The following is an 11,974-nucleotide window of genomic DNA, read 5'->3' on the forward strand; positions in this document are numbered from 1 at the left end:
CGTAGTAGAGATCCACTCGATTGCACAGTGACATGAACTGATGACGAACCGGTCGCACCGACCTGTGTGTAACCTGCTGCATCCATCGGCCCTCTGCTTTGCAAGGCCGCTAGCCCGGTTAGGCGCACAGGAGCGAAATTCATCATGGCTCAAGGCTAACGCCTTATCAGAAGTCGAATATACGGAAGCAGTCGTACCTAGGTTCAGAGGCAGATTATTTCACTGGCAAAACGGGAGGAGTCCATATACGGATGAAATCCGGGACAGATCGGACGGCATACCAGACCGCCCCGGATTTCATCCGGGCTACAGGGCTCAGGCGCGCAGCTCGGCAACCACCGCTGCCAGCGCCTGCGCCGGATCGGCAGCCTGGCTGATCGGGCGGCCGATCACCAGATAATCGGAGCCGGCCTCCAGCGCCTGGCGTGGGGTGAGAATGCGCTTCTGGTCATCGGCACTGCTGCCGGCCGGACGAATACCCGGGGTCACCAGTTGCAGACGCGGCTGCGCGACCTTCAGCGCCTGCGCTTCCTGCGCCGAGCAGACCAGGCCATCGAGCCCGGCATCGGCAGCCAGACCGGCCAGGCGCAGTACCTGCTCCTGCGGCGGTACGTCCAGGCCGATGCCGGCCAGATCCTGCTGCTCCATGCTGGTCAGCACCGTTACGCCGATCAGCAGCGGCTTGGCGCCTGCCAGCTTGTCCAGCTCGTTACGACAGGCCGCCATCATGCGCAGGCCGCCAGAGCAATGCACATTGACCATCCACACGCCCAGTTCCGCAGCGGCCTTGACCGCCATCGCCGTGGTGTTGGGGATGTCGTGGAATTTCAGATCGAGGAACAGCTCGAAACCCTTGGCCCGCAACGCCTCGACCACTTGTGGGCCGCTACGGGTGAACAGCTCCTTGCCGACCTTGACCCGACACAGCGCCGGATCGAGCTGATCGGCCAGCGCCAGAGCAGCATCACGGCAGGGAAAGTCGAGGGCGACGATGATCGGGGTTTGGCAGACAGGCATGGCGGGTCTCGAACAGGATAAAAACGCCGCGCATTGTAGCGCAAAGCATCCGATCACTGGTCGCGGCCGAAGTCCCTGTCCAGGGCAATCGCGCTATGCGTTCGAGGACCCGAGGATGCTGCATCGGTAGGGCGGGTGAAACCCGCCAATAGCCTCTGGCGGGTTTCACCCGCCCTACGAATCTGGCATTGCCCCGTAGGAGCGGCTTCAGCCGCGAAAGCTCATGGCAGCCAAACGGTCAGGCTATCAGCCGTTCACGCAGACGCCCAAGCATGCCCATCAGGCTACCCACCTTCTCCTGCTCACGCTCGTCACGCGGCACCTCGGCCAGGCGAGTGACCACCTGCTGCGGCTGCGCGCGCCAGATCAGCGCCTGCTCGGCAGCGGCCTTGAGGCCCTTCTCGAACAGCCCACGGCGAATCGGCTTGGGCAGGTAGCGGAAGATCTGCGCCTCATTGACCAGGCGCAGCAACGCCTGGGTGTCCTGAAACGGCGTGACCACCAGGCTGAGCAGACGCGGGTGCGCTTGCGCCAGGGTCTTGAGCAACGGCGCGGTGTCTTCGCCGGCCAGCTTGAGGTCACTGACCAGAATGTCCACGCCTTCGTTGTTGAGTTGCAGCATGGCCTCGGCCAGATTGCGCGCACGCAGCAGGCGGTGCCCGCCTGCGACGCAGAACTCGCCAACGACGCTGAGCGTGTCCGGCTCATCGTCGAGCGACAGCAGCGTCAGCGGCGCGCTCAGCTTCTCACTGGCAACAGCCTGCAAAGGCTGCGCCTGGCGCACCGCCAGCTCTGCCGCCTGACGCAGGGTGAAGGCCATTTCCTGCTGGCCCCAGGGTTTGGTCAAGTAACGGAAGATGCCGCCGTTGTTCAACGCCTCCACCGCGGCATCCAGATCGGAATAGCCAGTCAGCAGGATGCGCAGGGTATTCGGCGCGATCTCGCGCGCTTCGGCCAGCAGCTGCGCGCCGCTCATCTGCGGCATGCGCTGGTCACTGACCAGCACGTGAATGTGCTCCTCACGCAGGCGCTGCAGGGCACGCAACGGGTCGCTCTCGGTCAGCACCTCGTAGTGGCGGCGAAACTGCAGGGCGAGACTGCGCAGAATGCGCTCCTCGTCATCGACGAAGAGAATGCGAACGGGTGCGGACATCAGGCGCTCCTTTTAATGGCGACAGTAGCGGGCAGCGGCAGGCTGATCAGAAAACGCGTGCCACGCCCTGGCTCGGAGGCGACGCGAATGCGGCCGCCGTGGTCCTGGACGATCTTGTAGCTGATGGACAACCCGAGGCCGGTGCCCTGGCCGACCGGCTTGGTGGTGAAGAAAGGATCGAAGATCTTCGCCATGACTTCCGGCGGCATGCCACGGCCATTGTCCTGCAGCGAGACATGGATGCCCTCGGCATCGGCCCAGCTGCGAATCTGGATACGCCCGCTGCCATCGATGGCCTGGGCAGCGTTGGTCAACAGGTTGAGCAGCACCTGGTTGATCTGCGAGGGCGCGCAGGCGATACGCGGCAGCTCGCCGAGCTGCTGCACCACTTCGGCCTTGTCCTTGATGTGGTTGCGCGCGATCAGCAGCGCGCTGCGGATGCAGTCATTGAGGTCGACCTCCTCGCTCATGGCACGGTCGAGACGGGCGAAATCCTTCAGGCCCACCACCAACTCGCCAATCTGCTCCAGGCCATACAGGGTGTCGCCATACAGCTGCTGCAGATCCTCGGCCAGCAGCTCCGGCGCTACCTGCTGGCGAGCCTGTTCGGCGGTCTGCAGGGCCTGGCTCAGGCTCGCCTCGTCGCAGTCGGGGTCGTTCAGGCACTGGCCTAGGCGCGCCTGTGCGGCGGCGAGTTCGAACAGTGGCTCGCTCAATTCACGCAGCAGCTGCACGTTGTTCTTCACGTAGCCCAGTGGCGTGTTCAACTCGTGGGCGACGCCGGCGACCATCTGACCGAGCGACGCCATCTTCTCCGATTGCAGCAACTGCGCCTGGGACTCCTTGAGATCCACCAGCGCCTGGCGCAGTACGCGGTTGCGCTGGGCGACACGTGCTTCCATGGCCTTGAGCAGATCCAGCACCGTACCCAGACCGCAGTATTCGCCCTGGGCATCGATAAGGACGAAGTCCTCGGTGATCGGGTATTGCAGCTGGGCGGTGACCTGCTTGGAAGCCTCTTCCAGACTGGCTTCCAGGCTGACGATCAGCGGCGCGTCGTTCATCACCTCGCCAACCGGATGACGACCACGCAGGTCGCGCCCGAAGCGCTGCATGAAGATGTCCTGCAGGGTGGCGCGACTGACCAGGCCGAGTGGCCGGTTGTTCTCGTCCACCACCGGCAGGGAGAGAAAGGCGCGGTGTTCAGCCGCCAGAAACAGATCGGCGACCTCGTTGATGCTCATCGACGCAGCGAGCGGCTTCACGGCTCGCATCAGCGATTGCAGCGCTCTGGCTTGGGTCACGAACGGCCTCCCCTGCTATCGGAAAGCCGTCATTCAAACAGCGCCAAGTTGCAATCATGTGACAGACATCACGCTGCCGGCGCGCCACCCTGGTGCGCCAGACCCGCCTCCGCACCATTTTCCAGCTCCTGAGATAGCCGGCCTGCTTCTACGGAGCGCCAATCTCGGGCGGCCGGCCCTCTGGCATGAGCACTGCACGGCAAGCACATCCTTTTGCAGCAGGTTGCAGCCATGCCCTATCAAACCACCATCGGCAGCCTGGTCTACCGCTTCGTCGACCTCAAGACGCTGCTGGCCAAGGCCAGCCCGGCGCGCTCCGGCGATTACCTGGCAGGGCTGGCCGCCGCTACCTACGAAGAGCGCATGGCGGCCAAGCTGGCCCTGGCCGAGGTGCCGCTGGGGCGCTTTCTCGACGAGGCACTGATTGCCTACGAGCAGGACGAAGTCACGCGCCTGATCATCGACCGACATGACACCGCCGCCTTCGCCCCGATCAGCCACCTCACGGTCGGCGACCTGCGCGACTGGCTGCTGCTGGAGAAGACCGACAGCGCGCGCCTGGCTGCCGTGGCCGCTGGGCTGACGCCGGAGATGGTCGCTGCGGTGAGCAAGCTGATGCGCAATCAGGACCTGATTCTGGTGGCGCGCAAATGCCAGGTGATCAGCCGCTTTCGCAACACCCTGGGCCTGCCCGGTCACCTTGCTGTGCGCCTACAGCCCAATCACCCCACCGACGACGTGCGCGGCATCGCCGCCAGCATGCTCGACGGCCTGCTGTATGGCTCCGGCGACGCCACGGTCGGCATCAACCCGGCCAGCGACTCGCTGCCAACGCTGATGCGCCTGTGGCAGATGATGGACGAGGTGCGCCAGCACTTCGAAATCCCCCTGCAGAGCTGCGTGCTGACCCACGTCACCACGCAGATCCAGGCCATCGAGGCCGGCGCGCCGATCGACCTGGTGTTCCAGTCCATCGCCGGTACCGAAGCCACCAACGCCGGCTTCGGCGTATCCCTGGCAATCCTTCGCGAAGCCCACGAAGCCGCGCTGTCGCTCGGTCGCGGCACCCTCGGCGATAAAACCGGCCAGGGCAGCGCGCTATCGGCCGTGGCCACCACCTGCTCAAGCAACTGCCGCACATATCGGGAGCCGCGTGATGGCCAATGATCTGATTCAGCAAAATCCCTGGGACGAACTGCGCGCACATACCTCGGCACGCATAGCGCTCGGCCGCGTCGGCTGCAGCCTGCCCACCCGCGAGGTGCTCAAGTTCGGCCTGGCCCATGCCCAGGCGCGCGATGCCGTGCATCGTCCGCTGGACTTCGGCGAACTCAAGCATCAGTTGCATACGGCAGGCTTTCGTACCCTGAAAGTACGCAGCAACGCCGACGACCGGCAAACCTACCTGCTGCGCCCGGATCACGGCCAACACCTGCATGGCGACTGCCGTGTGCAGCTGCAACACGAACTGCCCGCACCGGAAATCGCTATCGTGCTGGCCGATGGCTTGTCGGCCGTCGCCATGCAGCGCCATGCCCTGCCGCTGTTGCAAGCCCTGCGCGATCGCTTCGATACCGACTGGGCCAACACCCCGGTGGTGCTTGCCGAACAGGGGCGCGTGGCGATTGGCGACGGCATCGGTGAAGCCCTGCGCGCACGTCTGGTGATCGTGATGATCGGTGAGCGGCCGAGGCTGACCTCGCCGGACAGCCTCGGCCTGTATCTGACCTACGCGCCGCGGGTGGGCTGCCTGGACAGCGCGCGCAACTGCATCTCCAACGTACGTCCCGAGGGCCTGCCTTACCAGCTGGCGGCACACAAACTCGTCTACCTGGCGCGCCAGGCGCTGCGCCAGCAACTGAGTGGCGTGCAGCTCAAGGACGACAGCAACCTGCAGCCGGTGGCGCTACAGGCCGACTGACAAGACCCGGCACGCGGGTTATGGTGATAACTCTATTGCCCCATGAGGAGTCATCATGCCCTGGTACGTCTGGCTGCTACTGGTTCTGGTGTTTGGCTCGGTGATCGGTAGCCTGCTGGTGCTGCGCAGCAGTGCCAAGAAAATGCCCCTGAGCGAAGACCAGCTCGAGCGCATGCGTAAACGCGCCATCGAGCAGGACGCCAAGGATGCGCGCGAGCGTCAGCGCTAAACGCCCTCGTCCTGTCAGGTAACGCCAAGACTGCCCGCAACGCAGCCTGCTAGCAGGTTGTTGAAAACGTAGGCGAGGCAGCTAATGCAATACCGATGGCGGCCCCGCAAAAACAGGCGAGGAACGGTCGGAGTCGCGCTCGACTTTACGAGTTGTAAATGAGCATTTGACCGGGCTGGCGTTCCAGCCTGTTTTTAACGCAGCAATAGCAACGCAGGTAGTTTTTCGACTGCCTGCTAGACTGCGCGCCTTCTCAAGGAGAAGGTGCCATGCCCCTGCATCTGCGCTTACTGCTCCCCGCTCTGATCCTGGCCCTGGGCACCGGCCTGGGTTTCATCCAACCCGTCGGCCTGCTGCTGAGCAGCGTATTCGTCATCGTCCTGCTGGCCGGACGATCACATCTGCCAAGCTGGCTATGGCTACCTCTGATTCTGCTTGGCGGAATCGCCCTGGCGGCGCACCTCTTACCCGGTTTCAGCCCTTGGCAACTGTGGCAGCCACGTCTCATCAGTGCTGATGCGGCGCCCTATGGCCTGCGCCTGTCCTGGGACAAGCTGCTGCTGGGCAGCGCCCTGTTCACCTGGTGGCTGGGGCAGCCACGCAGACCCGTGCTTTCGCTGAAAAATGCCTGGCTGACGTGCATCGCCACCCTGCTGCTGGTGCCGCTGCTGGCCATGGCGCTGGGCCTGGTCACCTGGCAACCCAAATGGCCGCAGGGTCTGCTGTTGTGGCTGGCGGTCAATCTCTGCGTGGCGGTGCTGGCGGAGGAATTGCTCTTTCGCGGCCTGCTACAGACCGCCCTGATCAAGCGCTTGGGCATCTGGCCCGGCTTGCTGTTGACGGCCGGCTTGTTCGGCGCGGCCCATCTGCCTTTCAGCGCGCTATTTGCCGTGGTGGCGACCTGCGCTGGCCTCGGTTATGGCCTGGCCTTTCACTACAGCGGCCGTCTGAGCCTGGCCATCGCGCTGCACACAGCGGTCAATCTGCTGCATATTCTGTTGCTGAGCTATCCGTTACGTCTTGCGTGACGGCAATGCGGTAAGGCGAGAAGATGCGTTGCAACTCGCCCTTCTCCCGCAACTGCTCGAGCAAGGCAGCGAAGCGTTCGGGAGTTATCGGCGCGCCGGCACGAATCATCGCATGATGACGATAGATCTGATCGACACGCTCGGAGATCAGTAACTGGCGTGCATAATCGCGATTGCGCTCAAGGAAGTCATAGAGATTGGAGCGAGTGACCAATGCGACATCGGCGCGCCCGCGTATCACCATCAGCAGGTTGCTGTCGTGGGAGTGACCGAGGTTGGCATTGAAGGTGCTGGTCAGGAACTCCGGATCGCTGTTGAACTGGGCAAATCCGTAGTGATAACCGCGATAAAGCGCCAGGCGCTTGCCTTCGAGCTGTTCGAAGTAACTCTGGTCGCGCAGCGCCTCGTTCCTGGCGACGAACAACTCAGCATCTTCCAGCCTCATATCGACAGCTTCAGCGTCGATGTCCTGCCATCCCCATTGCGGATTCTCGAAAATCGCTATGTCGATACGCCCGCGCTGCAGGTCACTGAAACGACGCACGATGGCGGTGGGCAACATGGTGAAGTGGTATTCGCTCTGCTCTCGGTTGAGCGCTTCGAGCAGTTGCGGTAGCAAGCCACTCGAGTCGTGCAGGTTGGACTTGATCACATAGGGGGGGGAAGTGCGCGCCACCGACCTTGACCACGTCGGCCGCATAGAGAGAATCCACTAGCAAGAGACACAAGGCACCCAAACATCCATGAACCCAGCACCGCGCATGCCGCATCTCGAGTCCCCAAAAAATTCCTTCTCTTAGTGTGCTGCACACTACTCCAGTCTCTCCTGACCGACCAGATGGATTTTCACCGCACTGACACTTTGTTGCCCAGTGTCAGACGATAGCGCCCAAGTAGCTTCGATAGTTCTCCACTGGCCTGCAGCCGGTTCAACAACTCGGCAACTTCAGCCGGGCTCAGCGGCCCCTTGGGCCGCAGCAGCACCTGATGGTGATAGAGCTGATCCAGCCGATCGGAAACCAGCAACTCGGGCAGCATTTCCGGATGCCGATCCAGAAACAGCTCCAGGTACGAGCGCGTCACCACGGCGATATCGACGCGCCGCGCCAGCAGCATGCGCAGGTTGCTATCGTGGGAATAGGTCAACAGCGCATTGAACGCGCGTGCGAGATAATCAGGGTCGGCATCGAAACTGGCAAAACCATAGTGATAGCCGTTGTAGAGCGCCATGCGCTTGTCGTTGAAATCCTCGAAATAGTCTTGCCCACGCCCCGGCTCCGCCGCGGCGACATAGACTTCCGCATCATCGATATCCAGCCCCAAGACCAGGTATGACGTGCCCTGCCAACCCCAGCGAGTGGACTCGAAGAACATCAGATCGAAGCGTCCGCTCTCGAGGTCGCGGTAACGGCGGGTTGCCGAGGTCGGCACCAGAACGAAACGGTATTGCTGCTGCGCCGCATTGAGCGCGCGCAACAACTCGGGCACCAAACCTTGCGGATAAGGTGATTCGGGTTTGTCCAGGTATGGCGGGAAGTGATAACCACCGACACGCACCTCCTGCAGGGCAAGGGCAGCAGGTACATGCAACAGCGCAAGACAGCACAACAGGCAAAAGGCTAGTGCGCGCAAACTCGACCTCTCGTCACGGATCACAATGCGGGAACACCCCAGCGTCCGTGTTCGAGCCGAAAACCGGCAGTTGCTCCTATCCTAGCCGAATTCGCTCAGGCTTCCTTACACACCAATGACAACGCTTCTTCGGCCAGCTGATCCAGCGTCATTGGTCCCTGCGAGCGGAACCAGGTATTGGTCCAGCTCAGCGCACCGGTGAGAAAACGCCGCTGAATGAACGGGTCGCCCTTGAAGTATCCGGCCTCGCGCGCCTCGCCCAGTACCGCCAGCCAGATCTGCTCGTAGGTATCACGCAAGGCCAGTACCTGCGCCTGGCCCTCCTCCGAAAGGGAACGCCACTCGTACACCAATACCGCCATGGCCTCGCCGGTACCGCCCATGATCGACTGCAACTCGCAGCGGATCAGCGCCAGCAGCCGCTCGCGGGTGCCCTGCGCCTCGGCCAGTGCAGCGCGCATCAGTGCAGTGTTGTAGACGATGGTTTCCTCCATCACCGAGCGCAGAATTTCGTCCTTGCTCTTGAAGTGGTGAAAGATGCTGCCGGACTGAATACCGATGGCGGCAGCCAGATCGCGCACCGTCGTGCGCTCGTAACCCTTGCTGCGAAACAGGTGAGCGGCCATCTGCAACAGCTTGCCACGGGCACTGTCTGGATCGGTTACCTGGCCGCTGGCGACCAGCTCCTGCATCACGGCCTGGGCTCTGTGTTCGTCCACGCTGACTTCTCCCCTGATTGCCTTGCACGGCGATTGTTCTGATGAATTCTCTATGCTGCCGGCAAGTGCTTGTCTTGCTTGATGAAATGTATGCGGCAGGCGCTGACCAAGCAAGCGCTTGGGCGTATTTTTGGCCGAATTGCCGTCTCTCGCCACTTTTCAACCAAGCGCTTGCTTGGTAATGTCGACTCATCTTCTCAATGTGTGACGGGCCAATTCCAATGAACAAAACCGTACGCATCGGCTGCGCCTCCGCCTTCTGGGGCGATACCTCCACCGCTGCCGCTCAACTGGTTCAGGGTGCCGAACTGGATTACCTGGTGTTCGACTACCTGGCCGAGATCACCATGTCGATCATGGCCGGCGCCCGTATGAAGAAGCCTGACGACGGCTATGCCCGCGATTTCATCGAGGTGCTCACCCCGCTGCTGGGCAACATCGCGACGAAGAACATCCGCGTCATCAGCAACGCCGGCGGGGTCAACCCGATGGCCTGCGCCGCCGCCCTGAGCGCCGCCTGCGAACAGGCCGGCGTACAGCTGAAGATCGCCGTGCTGCATGGCGACAACCTGCAGCCCAAGCTCGGTGAGCTGGTCAAGGCCGGCACCCGCGAGATGTTCACGGGCGCGCCGCTGCCGCCCTTCTGCGTGTCGGTCAACGCCTACCTGGGCGCACCGGGCATCGTCGCCGCGCTGGAACAGGGCGCCGACATCGTCATCACCGGCCGCGTGGTCGACAGCGCCGTGGTCAGCGCCGCCCTGGTGCACGAGTTCGGCTGGGCCTGGAACGACTACGACAAGCTGGCCCAGGCTGCGCTGGCCGGGCACATCATCGAATGCGGCGCGCAGTGCACCGGCGGCAACTTCACCGACTGGCGCGACGTGCCGGACTACGAGCACATCGGTTTTCCCATCGTCGAGGTCGAGGACGATGGCCGTTTCGTCGTGACCAAGCCGGAGGGTTCCGGCGGCCTGATCACGCCTTTTACCGTTGGCGAGCAGATGCTCTACGAGATTGGCGACCCGCGCGCCTACCTGCTGCCGGATGTAGTCTGCGACTTCACCCAGGTCGAGCTGAGCCAGGTCGGCGACCACCGCGTGCAGCTGCAGGGCGCGCGCGGCCTGCCGCCCACCGGGCAATACAAGGTCAGCGCCACCCACCCGGACGGTTTTCGCTGCACCGCCAGCTGCGTGCTCGCCGGTATCGATGCGGTGGCCAAGGCCGAGCGGGTCAGCCTGGCGATCATCAACAAGACCGAAGAGATGTTCGCCGAGCGCGGCTGGGGCCGTTACCAGGAGGTCAGCGTCGAGCTACTGGGTAGCGAGGCCACCTATGGTGCCCACGCTCGGCGCCAGGACAGCCGCGAGCTGGTGGTGAAGATCGCCGTGCGTCATGCCAAGAAGGAGGCGCTGATCCTCTTCTCCCGCGAGATCGCCCAGGCTGCCACCGGCATGGCGCCGGGCCTGACCGGCATTGTCGGCGGCCGCCCCACCGTCTACCCGGTGATCCGCCTGTTCAGCTTCCTGGTGGACAAGAGCGCCTGCGCGCTGGAGGTGGAAATCGGCGGCGAACGCCAGCCGGTCACCCTGCCCCAGGTCGATGCCTTCGACCCCGGGCGACTGCACGCACCGGCCGCCCTGCCCGTACCGATGGGCGAAGCCGACGCTGCCATACCGCTGATCCGCCTGGCCGTGGCCCGCTCCGGCGACAAGGGCAATCACAGCAACATCGGCGTGATGGCGAGAAAGCCCGAATACCTGGCGTGGATAGCCGCGGCGCTGACGTCCGAAGCCGTGGCCAAGTGGATGGCGCATACCCTGGACGCCGAGCAGGGTCGCGTCAGCCGCTGGTACCTGCCGGGCAGCCACAGCCTCAACTTCCTGCTGGAAAACGCTTTGGGCGGTGGCGGCGTAGCCAGCCTGCGCATCGACCCGCAGGGCAAGGCCTTCGCCCAGCAGTTGCTGGAATTCCCGGTGCCGGTGCCCAAGGCGCTGGCCGACAGCCTGTAGGAGCGGGCTTGCCCGCGATCAACAACGCAAAAGCATCGCCAGCAAGCTGGCTCCTACATAAACCGATGCAGGTGCAACAAGGAAAACAACAATGGCATACGACTCGGTATTCAAACCTGGCCTATTCGCCGATCAGACCATCCTGGTCACCGGCGGTGGCAGTGGCATCGGCCGCTGCGTGGCCCACGAGCTGGCCCACCTGGGCGCCCATGTGGTGCTGGTCGGGCGCAAGCAGGAAAAGCTGGAGAAGACCTGCACCGAGATCACCGAGGACGGCGGCAGCGCCAGCTTCCAGGTCTGCGACATCCGTGACGAAGAAGCCGTGAAGGCCATGGTCGGTGCGGTGATTGCGCAGCGCGGACGCATCCATCACCTGGTCAACAACGCCGGCGGCCAGTTCCCCGCGCCGCTGATCGGCATCAACCAGAAAGGCTTCGAGACCGTGGTGCGTACCAACCTGGTCGGCGGCTTTCTGGTGGCCAAGGAAGTCTTCCTGCAGAGCCTGAGCAAGCACGGCGGCAGCATCGTCAACATGCTCGCCGATATGTGGGGCGGCATGCCTGGCATGGGCCATTCGGGGGCGGCGCGGGCCGGCATGGAGAACTTCACCAAGACCGCCGCCTACGAGTGGGGCCACGCCGGCGTACGGGTCAACGCCGTGGCGCCGGGCTGGATCGCCTCCAGCGGCATGGACACCTACCCCGAGTCGATGAAGAACATGATCCGCAACCTCAAGGATCACGTGCCGCTGCAGCGCATCGGCAGCGAGTCCGAGGTGGCCGCGGCCATCGTCTTCCTGCTCAGCCCTGGCGCCAACTTCATCAGCGGCAACACCATCCGCATCGATGGCGCCGCCAGCCAGGGCACCCGCGCCTGGACGCTGGGCAAGGCGAAATACAGCGATTCCTACAACGGTTTCCACCGGGCCTACCTGCCCGACGTACTGAAAGATCAGGAGTAAG

The 11,974-nt window shown here is 63.4% G+C and carries 10 protein-coding genes and 2 pseudogenes; 6 read left to right on the forward strand and 6 right to left on the reverse strand.

The window, feature by feature from the left end; translation table 11 throughout:
* Positions 1–315: 315 nt before the first annotated feature.
* The 3 genes from pyrF to DBO86_RS03760 all read right to left on the reverse strand — a co-directional run bounded on the left by pyrF (position 316) and on the right by DBO86_RS03760 (position 3,474).
* Complete coding sequence (pyrF, locus tag DBO86_RS03750; protein ID WP_075747107.1) at positions 316–1,017, reverse strand: orotidine-5'-phosphate decarboxylase; 702 nt, start codon at positions 1,015–1,017, stop codon at positions 316–318.
* 238 nt (positions 1,018–1,255) lie between these two features.
* Positions 1,256–2,173 carry a response regulator gene (locus DBO86_RS03755; RefSeq protein ID WP_108233006.1) on the reverse strand — a complete coding sequence of 306 codons (918 nt, stop codon included), beginning with the start codon at positions 2,171–2,173 and terminating at the stop codon, positions 1,256–1,258.
* Positions 2,170–3,474: a sensor histidine kinase gene (locus tag DBO86_RS03760; protein ID WP_075747103.1), complete on the reverse strand. Its 1,305-nt coding sequence runs from the start codon at positions 3,472–3,474 to the stop codon at positions 2,170–2,172. The genes DBO86_RS03755 and DBO86_RS03760 overlap by 4 nt, the downstream gene beginning before the upstream one ends.
* A gap of 231 nt (positions 3,475–3,705) precedes the next feature.
* On the opposite strand from DBO86_RS03760, the pseudogene eutB reads away from it, so the two are divergent.
* The 4 genes and pseudogenes from eutB to DBO86_RS03780 all read left to right on the forward strand — a co-directional run.
* Positions 3,706–4,587: pseudogene (gene eutB, locus DBO86_RS03765) on the forward strand (ethanolamine ammonia-lyase subunit EutB); the annotation flags it as partial.
* 43 nt (positions 4,588–4,630) lie between these two features.
* Positions 4,631–5,395 carry an ethanolamine ammonia-lyase subunit EutC gene (gene eutC, locus DBO86_RS03770; RefSeq protein WP_108233007.1) on the forward strand — a complete coding sequence of 255 codons (765 nt, stop codon included), beginning with the start codon at positions 4,631–4,633 and terminating at the stop codon, positions 5,393–5,395.
* A gap of 55 nt (positions 5,396–5,450) precedes the next feature.
* The gene (locus tag DBO86_RS03775; RefSeq protein WP_108233008.1) at positions 5,451–5,624 is read left to right on the forward strand and encodes a DUF2897 family protein; all 174 of its coding nucleotides are present in this window, start codon (positions 5,451–5,453) and stop codon (positions 5,622–5,624) included.
* Positions 5,625–5,893: 269 nt separating this feature from the next.
* Entirely contained in the window at positions 5,894–6,652 is a 759-nt protein-coding gene (locus tag DBO86_RS03780; protein WP_108233009.1) for a CPBP family intramembrane glutamic endopeptidase, read from the forward strand.
* On the opposite strand, the pseudogene DBO86_RS03785 reads toward DBO86_RS03780, so the two are convergent.
* From DBO86_RS03785 to DBO86_RS03795, 3 genes and pseudogenes are all read right to left on the reverse strand, one after another.
* A pseudogene (locus tag DBO86_RS03785) lies at positions 6,603–7,422 on the reverse strand (substrate-binding periplasmic protein). The gene DBO86_RS03780 and the pseudogene DBO86_RS03785 sit on opposite strands and share 50 nt — an antisense overlap.
* A 76-nt stretch (positions 7,423–7,498) precedes the next feature.
* Entirely contained in the window at positions 7,499–8,284 is a 786-nt protein-coding gene (locus tag DBO86_RS03790) for a substrate-binding periplasmic protein (protein ID WP_108233010.1), read from the reverse strand.
* 95 nt (positions 8,285–8,379) lie between these two features.
* Entirely contained in the window at positions 8,380–9,003 is a 624-nt protein-coding gene (locus DBO86_RS03795; RefSeq protein ID WP_100547920.1) for a TetR/AcrR family transcriptional regulator, read from the reverse strand.
* 221 nt (positions 9,004–9,224) lie between these two features.
* On the opposite strand from DBO86_RS03795, the gene DBO86_RS03800 reads away from it, so the two are divergent.
* Together DBO86_RS03800 and DBO86_RS03805 are read left to right on the forward strand one after the other, a co-directional pair.
* Positions 9,225–11,012 carry an acyclic terpene utilization AtuA family protein gene (locus DBO86_RS03800; RefSeq protein ID WP_108233011.1) on the forward strand — a complete coding sequence of 596 codons (1,788 nt, stop codon included), beginning with the start codon at positions 9,225–9,227 and terminating at the stop codon, positions 11,010–11,012.
* Between the two features lie 91 nt (positions 11,013–11,103).
* The gene (locus DBO86_RS03805; protein WP_108233012.1) at positions 11,104–11,973 is read left to right on the forward strand and encodes an SDR family oxidoreductase; all 870 of its coding nucleotides are present in this window, start codon (positions 11,104–11,106) and stop codon (positions 11,971–11,973) included.
* Position 11,974 lies beyond the last annotated feature (1 nt).

The organism is Ectopseudomonas oleovorans (genome assembly GCF_003052605.1).
Lineage (GTDB): Bacteria > Pseudomonadota > Gammaproteobacteria > Pseudomonadales > Pseudomonadaceae > Aquipseudomonas > Aquipseudomonas oleovorans_A.